The 15533-nt window shown below is 61.9% G+C and carries 11 protein-coding genes; 3 read left to right on the top strand and 8 right to left on the bottom strand.

The window, feature by feature from the left end; all coding sequences use genetic code 11:
• Nucleotides 1–89 precede the first annotated feature (89 nt).
• The 6 genes from LB552_RS25775 to efp form a co-directional block, all read right to left on the bottom strand.
• Complete coding sequence (locus tag LB552_RS25775; RefSeq protein WP_224610958.1) at nucleotides 90–1544, bottom strand: winged helix-turn-helix domain-containing protein; 1455 nt, start codon at nucleotides 1542–1544, stop codon at nucleotides 90–92.
• A gap of 377 nt (nucleotides 1545–1921) precedes the next feature.
• Nucleotides 1922–3139, bottom strand: a complete 1218-nt coding sequence (locus tag LB552_RS25770; RefSeq protein WP_224610957.1) for a calcium-binding protein — start codon at nucleotides 3137–3139, stop codon at nucleotides 1922–1924.
• 439 nt (nucleotides 3140–3578) lie between these two features.
• On the bottom strand, nucleotides 3579–4844 hold the full coding sequence (locus LB552_RS25765; protein WP_224610956.1) for a calcium-binding protein: 1266 nt from the start codon (nucleotides 4842–4844) through the stop codon (nucleotides 3579–3581).
• 104 nt (nucleotides 4845–4948) lie between these two features.
• Entirely contained in the window at nucleotides 4949–6280 is a 1332-nt protein-coding gene (locus LB552_RS25760; RefSeq protein ID WP_224610995.1) for an HlyD family type I secretion periplasmic adaptor subunit, read from the bottom strand.
• A 26-nt stretch (nucleotides 6281–6306) separates the two neighbouring features.
• Nucleotides 6307–8052 (bottom strand): type I secretion system permease/ATPase, encoded by a 1746-nt coding sequence (locus LB552_RS25755; protein ID WP_224610955.1) that lies wholly within the window; start codon nucleotides 8050–8052, stop codon nucleotides 6307–6309.
• Nucleotides 8053–8398: 346 nt separating this feature from the next.
• Nucleotides 8399–8968 carry an elongation factor P gene (efp, locus tag LB552_RS25750; protein ID WP_095767917.1) on the bottom strand — a complete coding sequence of 190 codons (570 nt, stop codon included), beginning with the start codon at nucleotides 8966–8968 and terminating at the stop codon, nucleotides 8399–8401.
• A 129-nt stretch (nucleotides 8969–9097) separates the two neighbouring features.
• On the opposite strand from efp, the gene epmA reads away from it, so the two are divergent.
• Nucleotides 9098–10138, top strand: coding sequence for an EF-P lysine aminoacylase EpmA (gene epmA, locus LB552_RS25745; RefSeq protein ID WP_224610954.1), 1041 nt, complete (start codon nucleotides 9098–9100; stop codon nucleotides 10136–10138).
• 2 nt (nucleotides 10139–10140) lie between these two features.
• Here the strand turns inward: epmA and LB552_RS25740 are convergent, their stop codons facing one another.
• Together LB552_RS25740 and LB552_RS25735 are read right to left on the bottom strand one after the other, a co-directional pair.
• Entirely contained in the window at nucleotides 10141–11247 is a 1107-nt protein-coding gene (locus LB552_RS25740; protein WP_224610953.1) for a glycosyltransferase family 2 protein, read from the bottom strand.
• Nucleotides 11247–13064, bottom strand: a complete 1818-nt coding sequence (locus LB552_RS25735; RefSeq protein ID WP_224610952.1) for a glycosyltransferase — start codon at nucleotides 13062–13064, stop codon at nucleotides 11247–11249. The genes LB552_RS25740 and LB552_RS25735 overlap by 1 nt, the downstream gene beginning before the upstream one ends.
• A 284-nt stretch (nucleotides 13065–13348) precedes the next feature.
• Between LB552_RS25735 and LB552_RS25730 the strand changes: the two genes are divergently transcribed.
• Both LB552_RS25730 and LB552_RS25725 read left to right on the top strand, forming a co-directional pair.
• Nucleotides 13349–14695, top strand: a complete 1347-nt coding sequence (locus LB552_RS25730; protein WP_224610951.1) for a TldD/PmbA family protein — start codon at nucleotides 13349–13351, stop codon at nucleotides 14693–14695.
• The gene (locus LB552_RS25725; RefSeq protein WP_140840939.1) at nucleotides 14682–15491 is read left to right on the top strand and encodes a 3'(2'),5'-bisphosphate nucleotidase CysQ; all 810 of its coding nucleotides are present in this window, start codon (nucleotides 14682–14684) and stop codon (nucleotides 15489–15491) included. Before LB552_RS25730 ends, LB552_RS25725 begins: the two co-directional genes overlap by 14 nt.
• Nucleotides 15492–15533 lie beyond the last annotated feature (42 nt).

Here is a 15533-nt window from a genome sequence, read left to right as displayed (position 1 = left end):
TGGTTGCAGGCGGACCTGCTGTCCTGCGGTGCATCAGGATCGTCCGCGTATTTACCAAAAATCGAGATAGGCTGGGATCGTAGATACGTTCACACGGGAAAACCGGCCTTTCTGAAGCCTGACGTGAAAAGCTCAAGGGCGACTTGATCGGTGAACGGGAGACCTGAAATCAGCCGGATGGTCAGCTCGTGTTTCCTTGTCAGTGCTTCCTCAACCTCAGCGCGCGCCTTCTCCATCTCGCCCAAATGTGCGTATGACGCTGCGAGGAAGGCATGGATGAAGAATTGGTCACCGGCCTTCCGATACGAAGCGACAGCTTCCGAGTACCTTCCAAGCAGGAACAGAGAGCTGCCCTTCACCTCCCAGAACCACACCGGAGGTAACGGCTCGCGCAGGAGCGCGGTTTCGAGCACGTTGAGTGCCGTCTCGGCCCGTCCGCCGTAGTTGAGCCAGCTTGCGTAATCCCCCGCTATATTCACGTCTAGCGGGTTCAACGAGCGCGCGAGCTCAAAATGCACTCCTGCATCGCTATGCTGGCGCATGTGTGTAAGCACCAGCCCCATGCTCTGGTGACAGACGCCATCGCTTCTGTCGAGAGAGAGCGCCGTCCGTGCCGAGTCCCAGGCCTTCTGTAGCGTCCGCGGATCATTGTCGTACCAAAATCTGCCGACGAGGGCCTGCGCGAGGAAGGCGTGGGCTTGAGCGAACGACGAATCGAGATCCACGGACCGAACGAAGAGGGGCTCGGACTTTTCCAGTTCATATCGGTAAAAGTGCGCGCGCCCCTGCAGGTAGTAGTCGTATGCATCCCAATCGGCGGGTGGCTTGCGTCTGGTACGGGTCGCCGATTCCGCCTCCGCTTGCCCTTCGACCATCGAGGCGATAAGCGCTGCAACCTCGTCTTGCAACGCGAAGATGTCGTTAAGGGCCCGATCGTAGCGTTGGGCCCATAGATGGGTGCCGGTGGCGGCGTCGATCAGCTGTGTGGTGATCCGAATGCGATCACCGAGTTTTCTTATGCTGCCTTCGACGAGATAGCGAACTCCGAGTTTGCGATGTACTTCGGCAATGTCCATTGCCGGATGGCGAAATTGAAAAGACGAATTGCGCGCGATGACGAGGAGGGAGCGAAACCTGGCCAGCTCCGTGATTATGTCCTCGGTTATGCCGTCGCTGAGATACTGCTGGTCCTGATCGCCGCCCAGATTGGCAAAAGGCAGCACCGCGATCGAAGGCTTGCCGGACGGCGGTATCGGTTTGCAGGATGCGCTCGCCACCGGCTTGACAGTCCCGGTGAAGCGGTAGCCGACGCGAGGCACCGTGGCGATCCACTCACCGCCATTATCAGCCGGACCGAGAGCCTTTCTTAGTGTCGCGATTTGAACGGTAAGGTTGCCTTCCTCGACGGCGGTTCCCGGCCAGGCAGCATCCAGCAGTTCGGCCTTGGTCAGGATCTCGCCAGGCCGTGCCGCAAGCGCAGCAAGCAGCGTCAGTCCACGATGCCCAACAGCGACCGGGATCTCCTCTCTAAGGAGCGTCCCCATGTCGGGGTCGAGTACGAACGGACCAAAAGCGATGCGAGTCCCGTGCATGCAGGCATAGTAGACGTTTCGGAAATTTCGGAACAGTTCCGGCGCCGCGCAAATCTAACGGCGAACTTTCCGGGAAAGTGCGTCATCAATTTGCTATGGCGCAACTCTGCTCATGGCGCCGGGCGCTGCCGATGCCCGCCTTTGGGTTCGGTTCAAGGGCGGGATAGTCGCGCAGCCAGCCAGCCAGCCTTCTCGATCGGCGTCGGGAGGGTCTCTGTTATCGGCATTATGCAGCCGCCTCCCCAGAGCGCCGCGTTCCAAATGGGCTGACCTCAGTAACCGAGAATTGGCGCTCGTACTCCACTGCAAGTTTTACAGGCGCAACTTTTCTACGCGAAGAGGAAGTCTGATTCGGTGATGTGAGCTGCCGCCGTCTCGCCCACCGCCACGTTTAGGTCGATTGTACCGGCGTCGTCGCTGAAACCGACAATGAGCCCGCTGCTTCCGGTGTCGACTTTCACCACTGCTCCTTCGGCGGATATGTTGTGTGCGTGAAGATAGTCGAGAGCTGCCTGAGACGAGGCGAAAGTTCCGCTAGTACCGGGAGCGTCGTTAAGGATCAAAGCGACGTGCCGCGACTCATGCAGATCAATTTTATCCTCGCCATGCTTGAATCCCTGGATGGTGTCCTGAACGGTCGCCGATGATTCGCCCGAGAAGAAGACAAAGGTGTCCCGGGCGCCGTCCCCGGTGGTGATGCCATTGTTCGCCGACATCCAGTCCGCGCCTGCGCCGCCGAGGATGATGTCGGCGCCTTTGCCGCCATAGATGGTGTCGTTCTGGTCTCCACCCAATATCAAGTCATTCCCGGCATCGCCGTATAGGGTGTTGGTACCGCGACTATCTTCGACCACGTCATCGCCGGCACCGCCGTGGATGGTGTCGTTACCGCTGGTGGGGGAGGTGGCGGTGTCGTCGCCGTAGAGGGTATCGTTGCCGGCACCGCCCTCGATATAATCGTCCCCGGCGTTGCCAAAGATCGTGTCGTTGCCGGCACCGCCGTAGAGTGTGTCGTTCGTGTCGCCGGGAGTGTGATCCTGACCGTCGCTCGGGCGAATCCCGCTGCCGCCGTAGATAGTGTCGTCCCCGGTGCCGCCGTAAATCACGTCGCTGTCGATCCCGCCTCGGAGTGTGTCGTTGTCAGCGCCGCCATTGATCGTATCGTTGCCGGCACCGCCGTCGAGAAGATCATCCCCGGCCCCGCCGGTGATAAAGTCGTTGCCGTCATCGCCGTTGAGAGCGTCGGCACTGGCGCCGCCGTGGAGGAAATCGTTGCCGGGGCCACCGGAAAATAGGTTGGTGAGATCGTCACCGATCATTCGGTCGGAGAAAGCCGAACCGAACCAGGTGCCGGTGTATGTGAAGTCGGTAGTGTATGCGGTCCCGCCGGCGAAATAAGCGGCCTCGTTGGTGACTGTCGCGCTCGGCGGGATGTTCTCTTCGAGTTGGACTGTGTGGGTGTGCAGGTTCAGATCGACACTCGCCGTCGACTGCGAGAAATCCGGGCCGACTGATACTAAGACTGGCTTTTTAGTCATGGTATTCATCTCCCTGTTGCGCACAAAATTGTGCGCGTTGTGGCGCTACACTGCGGATATGAAATATGTGTCTTTGGTCTGGGTTCTCCTTTGTTGTGAAAAGGATGCGTATGGAGCTGTCGAAGATTTCATTTCTCGCGCAATGAGCGGCGGGTGTTTTGCGTGAGCGGTTCGGCAAGATATGCCAGCACGGTGCGGGTGCCGGTCTTGATCATGGCCTCGCTCGACATACCCGGCAGCAGACTTTGTCCATGCCGCCGAGCCCGTCGGAGATTTGGAAGCGGTCTGTATTATCGCCGCCCGAGGCCGAGGTGTATGGAGGCGGCCAGGTCGGCTCTGATACCGCTTCGGGCACCCTCTAAACCGCGCACTCCCTACCTCTGTCCGCATACGTGTGTCTCACTATCAGGTGTTGGGGGGCGACTTGTGCGCCGCCCCTCACTGTAGGTTACACCAGAGCGCCGAAGAGGAAGTCCGCCTGTGTGATATGCGCCGCCGCCGACGCGCTTACCGACACGTTGAGGTCGAGAGTGCCGGCGTCGTCGCTAAAACTGACGAGGTCGACGGCAGAACCGTCGATGACCTTTACTACTGTACTCTCGACAGAGAGATTGTGCGCGTGGAGATAATCGATAGCCGACTGTGCCGAGTTAAAGTTGGGGCCTTGCAGGAACGCGGTGTCGTGAGTGTCCCTCAGGTCGAACTTATCGTCACCGTGTTTGAAGTCGGTGATGACGTCATGTTGGCCGGCGACGAAGGTGTGGCTGTGGAAGACGAAGGTGTCGTTACCCCCGCCGCCCGTCAGGGTGTCGCTGCCGGAATTGATCGAGAAATTTGCCCTACCCCCTTCGATGGTGTCGTTGCCGGCCCCACCGTTGATGGTGTCGTCACCGATAAACCCGACGATGGTGTCGTTGCCCCCGTCACCGTACAGGAAGTTAGCTCTGCCGGACGGGAGAAACATGACGTCACCTTCGATATAATCATCACCGGCACCGCCGTGGATGGTGTCGGTGCTGTTGTGATTCATAGCGCCGTTGTCGCCGTAGAGGGTGTCGTTGCCGGCCCCGCCGTTGATAGTGTCCTGGCCCTCGCTGCCGGTGATGGTGTCGTTGCCAGCGTCGCCATTGAATATGCCGCCGTCACGGCCGGCCCTGATAAAATCGTTGCCGCCACCGCCATTGACTATGTCGACACCGGGGGAGTAGTGGGCTTGGCTGTCGTCACTGGTATAGATGGCGTCATCACCGGCCCCGCCGTTGATGATATCGTTACCGTCACCGGCTCTGATAAAGTCGTTACCGTCACCACCTTTGATGGTGTCGTCGCCGGCGTTGCCGTAGAGGGAATCGTCGCCGGCGTCACCGGCAATAGAATCGCTACCGTCACCGCCTTCAATCCAATCGTTACCGCCGCCGCCGTACATGAAATCGTTGCCGCCGCCGCCGAGAAGATGGTTGAGGAGATCGTCGCCGATCATTCGGTCTGAGAATTCCGAGCCGGTGTAAACACGGAGATAATCCCCGGTGGGGTTGGTGAAGTCGGTGGTGTATGCGGTCCCGCCGGCGAAATAAGCGGCCTCGTTGGTGACTGTCGCGCTCGGCGGGATGTTCTCTTCGAGTTGGACTGTTTGGGCGTGCAGATTCAAGTCGACACTGGCGCTCGACGACGAGAAATCCGGGCCAATTGATACTAAGTCTGGCTTCTTAGTCATGGTATTTACCTCCCTATCGCGCACACAATTGTGTGCGATAAACTCTATAGTGTGGCATAGTGAGAATGATACGCACGTTATTCACAGAGATTACGCAGTTTACATCATTTCTCGCGCAAAGAGCGACGGATGTTTTGCGTGAGCGGTTCGGCGAGATAAGCCAGGACCGTGCGGGTACCGGTCTTGATCATGGCCTCGCTCGTCATGCCCGGCAGAAGCCGGCGACCGTCAAGCTTGGCCAGTTCGCTCTTGTTGATGATCACCGTCGCGGAGAAGTAAGCAGCGTTCGTGCGCTCATCCACCAATCGATCGGCCGACACCGTTTCCACAACTCCGCTGAGCTGCGGCAGGTTGTATTTGGCGAAGGCCGGGAAGCTGACATAGGCCGTCTGGCCAGGGGCGATCGTCTCGACGTCCTCGGGCTTGACCATGGTCTCGATGACCAGCTTCTCGCCGAGCGGCACGACCGTCATCAGCGTGTCGCCGGGTTTCACCACTCCGCCCGCCGTGTGGACTTTCACGTCCATTACGATTCCGTCGACGGGCGCGGTGATGTCGGTGCGCTTGAGGACATCCTCGGCCGCGCGCGCTTGCTGCCGGAAGTCGAACAGCTCCGCTTCGACCTTGCTCAATTCGTCAACTGATTCGTTCAGTTGTTGAGTTGTAAGGTTGAGGATTTGCATGTCGATCTCGGCGATAGAGCTGCGGGCGCGGGCGATCGATGCGACATTCGTGGCGCGTTCTCCCTCGGTCTGGCGTTGTTGCTGGGTGAGCGTCAGGTTGCGTTCGCGGGTGGTGAGCCCCTTGCTGAGCAAAGTCTCGAGGTCTTTGTTCTCATTCGCGAATGCCGCGATCCGCTTGTCCTCGGTCGCGATAAGCTGTTGCAGTCCGGTAATTTGCTCGGCGGTCTGCTGGCGGCGTTCGTCGAGGATTGCCTTCTCGTCCTTTAGGTTGCGGTGCTTCGCGTTGAAGACGTCACGTTGGGTGGCCACCGCGTCCTTGACGGCAGGGTCCGGGTTGTCGAGCAATGCCTGGTCGAACGCGATCCTGTCCTTGCCGTCGCGTTCGGCCCGGAGACGGGCGACGAGCGCCTCTCGTGTGGCGATCTTGTTTTGAATCGAGTCCAGTTGAGCCTTGGCTTGCGTGTGGTCGAGGCGGACGAGGACTTTGCCTTTCTTGACGACATCGCCGTTGACGGCGTCCAGTTCGGCGATAATGCCGCCCTCGAGGTGCTGGATGAGTTTGCGGTCGCCGTCGACCTTGACCACTCCGGTCGTCACCGCCGCGCTGTCGAGCGGTGCCAGGGCCGCCCAGCCGCCGGCCACGCCGAAGAACAGGAACATGATTGAGAAACCGGCGTTCGTGACGGCTCTGAGACGGAGCGGTTTCAACGTCGGCGGGGGTGGCAGTGGCTGGGGGAGAGCGACTATGTTCATATCGTCGTCTGCTGGGTTTGCGCGGGTCATGACGTGACCGCCGTGACGTGATTGGTGTTGGGCAGCTGGGCCACTCTCCTGGCGCGGGCGGCGAGTTCGTTGAAGACCGTGTCACGCGTCCCGAATAATTCTTGTCTGCCCTGATTGAGCACCAGCACCTTGTCGACTTTCTCCATGATGCTTGGGCGGTGCGCGATTAGGATCATCGTAGTGCCCGTCGCCTTGACCGCGCCGATCACGGCCATCAGGGCGTCTTCGCCCTCGCGATCGAGGTTGGAATTCGGCTCGTCCAGGATGATGAGTGTCGGATCGCCGTAGAGTGCCCGCGCCAGCCCGATTCGTTGGCGCTGTCCGCCTGACAGCGATGCGCCTGAATCCCCTACTTGAGTTTCGTAGCCTTTCGGCAAGCCCTTGATCAATTCGTGAACGCCCGCCAGTTGCGCGGCCTTGATCACGCTGTTGAAGACCGCGGGACTGAGCTTCGCGAAGCGGGCGATGTTCTCGGTGATCGTGCCGGCGAACAACTCGATGTCCTGCGGCAAATACCCGACGTGCCGACCACGGTCTTCGGCGGGCCACTCGGCGACGTCCATGCCGTCGAGCAAAGCGCGACCGGCCGATGGGCGCCAAGCGCCGGCGAGAACGCGGGCCAGGCTTGTCTTGCCGGATGCGCTCGGGCCGATGAGCGCCATCACTTCACCGGGCTTGAGTTGGAAACTCACGCCTTTCAAGACAGGCTCGCCGCCACCCTGCCGGGCGAGGACAATACTCTCTGCCTCGACCTTTCCTTGTGGGCGTGGCAAAGACCACACTGCTTTGGCCTCAGGGCGTTGGCCGACAAACGCGGTAAGACGGTTGTAAGCGGCGCGTGCCCCGAGCGTCGCCTTCCAGGTGCTGATCGCTTGCTCCACGGGGGCCAGCGCGCGACCCATCAAGATTGAGGATGAGATCATGATGCCGGGAGAGGCCTCGTTTTGCAGCACCAGGTAAGAGCCGAGGCCGAGCACCGCCATTTGCAAGGCCATCCGCCAGAAACGTGCGACAGACGCGATGGCGCTGGCGCGGTTACCGGCGGCGACTTGTCCGGCGCTCGCTTCATCCTGCTGCTCTTGCCAAATGTCGAGCAACGGCCGCAGCATGCCCATGGCCTGGACGACCTCGGCGTTGCGGACTGCCGACTCGGCTTGGGTGAAAGCCCGTGCCTGCGCATTGCCGGCCTCTGTCAGCGGTTTGCGGGTGGTGAGTTCGTTGAGCAATGCCAGCGCAAACAACACGCACCCGCCGGCCAGCGCCAACCAGCCGAGCCACGGATGCATGAAGAAGATGGCGATGAAGAAGATTGGCGCCCACGGTGCGTCGAGAATTGGGTAGATGCTCGGACTGGTGAAGAAATTCCGCACTTGGTCGAGATCGCGCAGAGACCGCGTGCTGCCTTGACCCGGCGCGGCGGCCGACTGCTCTACTGACGCGGTCAACAGGACTGGGGCCAGCCTCGAGTTCATCCAGGCGCCTACGGTTGACAGCAGGCGGGCGCGTACCATTTCGAGCCCTGCCATTGTCAGGATCGCCGCGCAGGCGATCAACGACAACGCTGCTAAAGTTTCCACGCTGTGGCTGGACAGAACCCGGTGGTAGACTTGAAGCATGTAGAACGAGCCGGTGAGCATCAGTATATTGATGCCGCCGCTGAACCAGATAAGCGGCGTTATGGCGCGTTTGGCCTCTTTCATCACTGCCTGCAAAGCAGGAGCCTGTTTGTTGCTTATTTGCATGACGGCGACCGCGCCCGTTCCGCGCGCCGCACGCTATCTTGCTTTTTGGCCTCTGAAATCCATCAAAGGAATGATGCGGCGATACAAGCGTGCCTCGCCTTTCGCTAAACGTTCGGGGGTAACTGCCTTTGATAAAACCGCAGCGTGCGCTGGGTATTTGGGCAATCAGCAGATGCCCATGAGCTATTTCAGCTTTCAGGTGTCGGCATTGGTGGTTCGCGCCGCTGAAGTGAGGCGCAAAGCGATCGTCCGCAGGCGAACTGGCGGATACGGGTCAAAAAAGCCCACTGCGCATGATTGCAGGCCCGCCTGTGCTCAGGCGAGCCACTTCAATCGCCCTAAAATCTCAGTCCTTGGCGCGCTCGACGTAAGAACCGTCGGCGGTCATCACCACCACGCGCGTGCCGGCCGAGATATGTGGCGGCACGGCCGTGCGCACGCCGTTGGAGAGTATCGCCGGCTTATAGGACGAAGACGCCGTCTGGCCCTTGGTGACCGGCTCGGTGTCGACCACCTCGAAGGTGGCGCGCTGCGGCAGCACCAGCGAGATCGGCACGCCGTTGAACTGCGCGAGCTGCACGGCCATGCCTTCCTGCAGATAGGGCGCCATGTCGCCGACCACGGCTTCCGAGGCCACGACCTGATCGTAGCTTTCCGGGTTCATGAAGTGAAAACCTTCGCCGTCGGAATAGAGGAAGGTGTGCTCGCGCTCTTCGACATAGGCGCGCTCGACCATTTCGGTCGTACGGTAGCGCTCCGAGACCTTCACCCCGTCGCCGATGCGGCGCATGTCGAGCTGGGTCACCGGCGTGCCCTTGCCAGGGTGGATGTTTTCGGCAAAGAGGATGACATAAAGCTTGCCGTCCTTATCGACGACGTTGCCTTTGCGTAAGGAACTGGCGATGACCTTGACCACGATATTCGATCCCGTTCGAGTTTTTCGGCCTGCAAGCGTCGATTTCCGCGAAGCGGCGACGGCGGCCATCGCGTGCGCCCTAGCGCATCTTGCGCCGAACCGCCAGCCTGTCGGGCGATTTTCCTGCCCATGACCGCCGCTTCGCCCTGGTGGACGCCGCATATCCACGCCGACCGCCGGCCCCGGCTGATGGCGCGCAATGCCATCGCCGCCGCCCTGCGCGGCTGGTTCGCGCAGCGCGATTTCGTCGAGGTGACGACCTCGGTCCTGCAGGTTTCGCCGGGCAACGAGGCGCATCTCGCCGCCTTCGCCACCGAGGCGATCGGGCCCGACGCATCGCGCCGGCAGCTCTATCTCCACACCTCGCCTGAATTCGCCTGCAAGAAGCTGCTCGCCGCCGGCGAGGAACGCATCTTCAGCCTCGGCCCGGTCTGGCGCAACCGCGAGCGCGGGCCGCTGCATCACCCCGAGTTCACCATGCTCGAATGGTACCGCGTCGGCGATACAGTTGAGCGTCTGATGGCCGACTGCGCCGAATTCCTGGCGCTCGCCGCGGAAAAGGCCGGTGCCAAGATTTTCCGTTTTCGCGGCCGCGAGGCCGATCCGTTCGCCGAGCCGGAGCGGCTGAGCGTGGCGGAGGCTTTCCTGCGCCACGCCGGCATCGACCTGCTCGCGACCGTATCGGCCGACGGCAGCACCGACCGCGACGCCCTTCACGAGGCACTGGTCCGCGCCGGCCTGCGCACTGCGCCCGACGACAACTGGGCCGACCTGTTCAGCCGGTTGATGGTCGAAAAAGTCGAGCCGGTGCTGGGGCAGGGGCGGGCCACCATCTTATACGGCTATCCGATTTCGGAAGCGGCGCTCGCCCGGCCGAGCGCTGAAGATCCGCGCGTCGCCGACCGCTTCGAGCTCTATTGCTGCGGCGTCGAGCTTGCCAACGCCTTCGGCGAGCTCACCGACGCAGCCGAGCAGCGCCGCCGCTTCACCGCCGAGATGGATGAGAAAGAGCGCGTCTATGGCGAGCGCTATCCGCTGGACGAGGATTTCCTCGCCGCTTTGGCCATCATGCCGCAAGCCAGCGGATCGGCGCTCGGCTTCGACCGGCTGGTGATGCTGGCAACAGGGGCCGCAAGGGTCGACGACGTGATCTGGGCGCCAGTTGTGTGATCTTAGCCGCCGTCGGCCCTCGAGTCAGGTCGGGATTTTCTCTGACCCTGCAAGGCCAGGAATTGCTTGTAGCCTTTGCGCCCCATGCGAGCGCGCAACGCCTCGCGCGTCTCGGCTTCCCCGCATGCCGCCAGGATCTCGTCGAAGTGATCGGCCAAAATGTCCTGAATTGCAGGGTCGTTGAAATATGCCTTCAACGGAATCCCGTCCGGCACGCTGGGAGCATCCATCAGGGTCCAGAAAGCATGTCCGTGTGTCGACACAAAATCCCGGGCACGTGAGGCCAGTTCGCGCACCATAGCACTTCGCCGCACGCGCGAACGCTGATGGGCGGCTTTGCTGAATGTCCTCAAGTTCGGCAAGGAGGGCTGCGCGCCATGCACGTTGCCTCCGTGAATTCGGTAGGCCGAAAGCGGAAGGTCTATGCAGGCCGAACCAGCCAAGGCATGCACGAACGGCATGAAATAATTGTCGGTCGCGGCATTGCCGACCACAGCCAGGGATGGCTTGCATCGGACGAGATAATGCCGCTTGTACACGTTCGCCGTCCCAGGCGACCAGTGCCAGCCGGGTTCGTGAGGCTCTATCACCGTGGACTGTTGTCCCAGCAGCTCGCGCTCCCGTCGTCCCAGAATCATGTGGTCTGAGTGTGAACGGGGGAGATCAAGGGGGCTGCCCACTCTGCGGTGCAGCAACCATGCGAAACCAGAAGACAGCGGCCGCCCGGCATGATCGGTTTCAAGAACGCCGCCCGACGTGGCGCCGATCATCGGGCAATCGCAATGAAGCTGGGCGTGAAAGGCCGCGAAGTTCGCGAACAGGAAATCGTCGGCGTCAACGATACAGACCAATTCGCCCGCCAGGCGATCCAGAACGTGAAGGAACGCGCCCATTTGGTGCAGGTTGTCATCCAGATATTCGAACGCCAGCCTGGGGTCGGTATTCTCGAATCGCGCGATGACATCGCGGCTGTCGTCGGTCGAGGCGTTGTCGAGGACAACGCATTCGAGCTCGGCGTAATCCTGCGACAGAACGCTCGATATCGCCTGGCCGACATACTGGCCGTAATTGTGGTTGATGATGACGAAGCTGATCTTCGGCGCGGTCATTATCGCTTCCGTCCGATCCTCAGCGAGATGCGGACATCGCGCAACAGCGACTTCGAGAGGACGCGCATTGGAATTCGGCCTCCGAAACCGGCTCTGAGGATGGATCTTGCCTGGGCTCCGGAAAACCGGGCCAGCACCTCTCTGCCGAACCTCCTGGCACCGAAAACAGACCTCAATTGCGGCGCGTTGCGCTTGAATATCTCGACCGCGATCTCGTCGCTGAAATAATCGCGCAACCTGTCGGGGTTTTCTCGCGTGACCCGGTCCACGACCGGCCAGAACTCGCCTCCTAAAAGCCAGTCGAACCTTTCGCTTCCTTCGATCAGATACTTGACGCTTTCATATGTGAATTTCTGCAATTTGGCCGCGTATTCTCTGGTTCCGGTGCGAATGCCCTCCACGCTTTCGCCGGTGGCGAAATAATTGCTTGAATGCAGGCGATAGCCGGACAAGGGCATGTCGATCAGCGCGCTGCCGGCAACCGCATGGCATATTGTATTGAAATAGCCGTCGGCCGACGTCATCCAGGGTTTGCTGCCATCGTCCAACCGCAGCAGATGCAGGACCGAGGTGCGGAACATGTTGGCGCTGCCCGGCGCCCAGAACCAGCCGACGTGCGCACGCGGTAAGGTCGCCGTGCTGGCGTCGAGGAGCCGGTATTGCGACGGGGAGACGGTCGGCAGTCGCAGCACGGTCCGCTCACCTCGCAGGCCTCGCTGCGCGCCCGGTCTGTTCAGCCGGAGTTGCTGGTACGAGGCCGTCAGGGCTGTGCCTGTCGAGTCCATCTCTGCGACGTTGGCCGAAGTGAAGCCGACGCTGCGTTGCAATGCCATATGCACCTGGATGTGCGTCGAAGCGTAGTTGTCGAACAGCACGTCGTCCGCGTCCACGAAGGTGACGAATCCACCGTTCACCTTGTCCAGAGCCCACAGCGCGGCGCCGAGCTGGCCGTGGTTCTGCGCCAGCGTCTCCACCCGGAAACGCGGATCGCCTTCGACATGCCGGGCAATCACCTGCGCGCTGTCGTCGGTCGAGCCGTTGTTGATGACGATGCACTCGAAATGCGGATAGTCCTGTCTGCGTATGGAATCGATCGTCGCGCCGACATAGCCGCCGTAATTCCAGTTGATGACGACGAAGCTGACCAGCGGCGGCGACAGCGCGCCGCCGGCGAGCCCGTCAATGTCGCGGCTGGCGATCGTGAATGACTTGGCCGCGACGATCTCGCTCTTGCGAATGACGATCTGCTGGCCCCGGTGCAACAGCTCGTATTGCCCGGCGACCTGGCTCAGGAAAGCTTCTATCCCTGCCTGCGGACGCCTGGCCATCGGCAGATCCGGCCTCCACCGGTAATCGTCCAGGATCATGACACCGTCATTGTCGAGCAGGCCCCAGGCCAGTCGGGCATCGCTGTAAACGGAGGTGGCGGAATGGTCGCCATCGACATAGACCACGTCATACAGCCGTCCTTCGCCGGCAAGGCCTGGCAGGATCGTCAACGAATGGCCTTTGCGTTTCTCGACCCGGCCGGCGAAGGGCTTGAGGTTGCGGTCGAAGCGTCGTTCGACCTCGGCCATATCAGATTCATGCTTCGAGCCAGGCTCGAGATGCTCTTCGCTGCCCTGGAAGCTATCCACGCAGGTAATGCGGGATTTTGGCAGGAATTGCAGGAAAAACAGCGCGGAACGCCCCTCGAACGAGCCGATTTCGAGCACAGCCGTCGCCATGCCGGCCTTGTCGCCGAGAAGCTCCTCCCAAAGCTTCAGGTGATGGGAGGTCCAGTCATGGGTAAACTCTCCGTCGACAAAATAATCCATCCTTCCCCCATTAGCCCGGCGCTGAAGCGCGCGCGGCCAAGCCCATTTCGTCAGAACGAGACACTGTTCCAGCGATCGGAACCCCTTCCGGTCGCTTTGGACGGTTTGGCCGCGGTATCCTGATTGTCCTGAGCCCATTGCACAAGCGGCAATGGAACAATAGATGGTGCATGAGCATCCAGCAGATAGTGCGTGAGCATCCGCAGACGGTGCGTGAGCATCAATGGATGGGTGCGGGCGTGATCCCGACCTGACAGACTGCGTGAACAGACAGGAACAACCGCATGACCGATAAGCTCGACGCAGCGAAATTGACCGATCGCGTCGCGGCGCTCGTCGAGGCCGCCAGGCGCGCCGGCGCCGATGCGGCCGACGCGGTGGCGGTGCGCGGCCGTTCGGCCGGCGTGTCGGTTCGGTTGGGCAAGGTCGAAGGCACCGAATCATCGGAGAGCGAGGACGTGTCGCTACGCGTCTTCGTCGGCCAGCGTGTGGCGAGCGTCTCGGCCACCGCAGCCGCATCCGACCCGAAGGCGCTCGCCGAGCGTGCCGTGGCGATGGCCAGGGTTTCGCCCGAAGACCCATTCCAGGGCCTCGCCGACCCCGCGCTGCTTGCCCGCAATTTGCGCGATCTCGACCTCTTTGACCCGACAGAGGTATCGGCAGACGAGCTGAAGGAAGCTGCACTTGCCGCCGAAGCGGCCGCGTTGGCCGTCAGGGGCGTCACCAATTCCTCGGGCAGCAGCGCCGGCGCCGGCCTGGGTGGTATGGTTCTCGCCACATCGCATGGCTTTGTCGGCCAGTATGTCGCCTCGCGTTTCTCGCGCTCGACCAGCGTCATTGCGGGTGAGGGAACGGCGATGGAACGCGACTACGAATTTTCGTCACGCCAGCATTTCGCCGACCTCGACACGCCGGAAGAGATCGGCCGCAAGGCGGGCGAACGTACCGTTCGCCGCCTCGGCGCCCGCAAGGCGAAGACCGGCCCGGTGGACGTGGTGTTCGATCCGCGCGTCGCGCGCGGCATTGCCGGCCATCTCGCCGGCGCCATCAACGGCGCCGCGGTCGCCCGCAAGACCAGCTTCCTGCGCGACATGATGGGCAAGCAGGTGGCATCGGCCGCGATCACCGTCACCGACGAGCCTTTGCGGCGACGCGGCCAGGCCTCGCGCCCCTTCGATGGCGAGGGCATCGAGGGCGAGAAGCTGCTGATGGTCGAGAAGGGCATCTTGAATCACTGGTTCCTGTCCACCTCGGCCGCGCGCGAGCTCGGCCTTGTCACCAACGGGCGCGGCTCGCGCAGCGGCTCGTCGGTTTCGCCGTCCTCGACCAACCTTGCCATCGAGCCCGGCGAGCGCTCGCCGGAAGATCTGATCGCGTCGTTGAAGAGCGGCTTCTATGTCACCGAGGTATTCGGCCAGGGCGTCGACATGGTGACCGGCGAATACAGCCGCGGCGCTTCCGGCTACTGGATCGAGAACGGCGCATTGGCCTATCCGGTCGCCGAGGTCACGATCGCCTCGAACCTGAAGGCCATGTTCCTCAACATGGTTCCGGCGAACGATCTCGACCGCAATTTCGGCACCGCGGCGCCGACGCTCCTGATCGAAGGGATGACCCTTGCCGGCGCTTGACCAATTGACCTCGAGCGAGGCCCGCGACGACCTCGCTTTGCTGCGCGACGCCGCCCGCGAGGCCGGCGCCATCGCCATGGGCTATTTCGGCAAGAACCCGCAGGTGTGGATGAAGGGCGGCACCTCGCCGGTGAGCGAGGCCGATCACGCCGCCGATACCTACCTGCGCGAGACCTTGCTCCGGCTGCGTCCGGATTATGGCTGGCTGTCGGAGGAGACCGCCGATGACCATGCCAGGCTGTCGGCCCGCCGCACCTTCGTGGTCGACCCGATCGACGGCACGCGCGGCTTTCTCGACGGCCTGCATTCCTGGTGTGTCAGCGTCGCAGTGGTCGAGAACGGCCGCTCGCTCGCCGGCGTGCTCGAATGCCCGGCCAAACGCGAGACCTATTGGGCGCTGCCGGGCGAGGGCGCCTATCTCAACGACAAGCGTATCTATGTGCGCCCGCTGGGCGAAAGCGTCGATATCGGCGGACCCAAGCCGCTGGTCGACTTGATGCCGCCGGCATGGCAGGACAGGCTGCGGCGGACGGCCTACATCCCTTCGCTTGCCTATCGGCTGGCGATGATCGCCGCCGGAAAGCTCGATGCGACCTTCGTCAAGCCGAGCGCGCATGACTGGGACATCGCCGCCGCAGACCTCATCCTTGCCGAGGCGGGCGGAGCATTGCTCGACCGCACCGGCAAGCCGCCGCGCTATGCCGGCGAGGTGATCAACCATGGTGCGCTCGCCGCAGGCAGCGGCGAGTTGCTCGGCGTGCTCGCCAGGGTGATCGCGGGGATTGACCAAGGGTGAGTCGGCCCGCAGTTCCAAAATCGGCTGCTTTGGGCTAAACGT

Origin of the sequence: Mesorhizobium sp. CA7, assembly GCF_020165015.1 — a bacterium.
In the GTDB taxonomy this organism is placed as follows: Bacteria; Pseudomonadota; Alphaproteobacteria; order Rhizobiales; family Rhizobiaceae; genus Mesorhizobium.
This window is presented reverse-complemented; position numbering and strand designations above follow the sequence as displayed.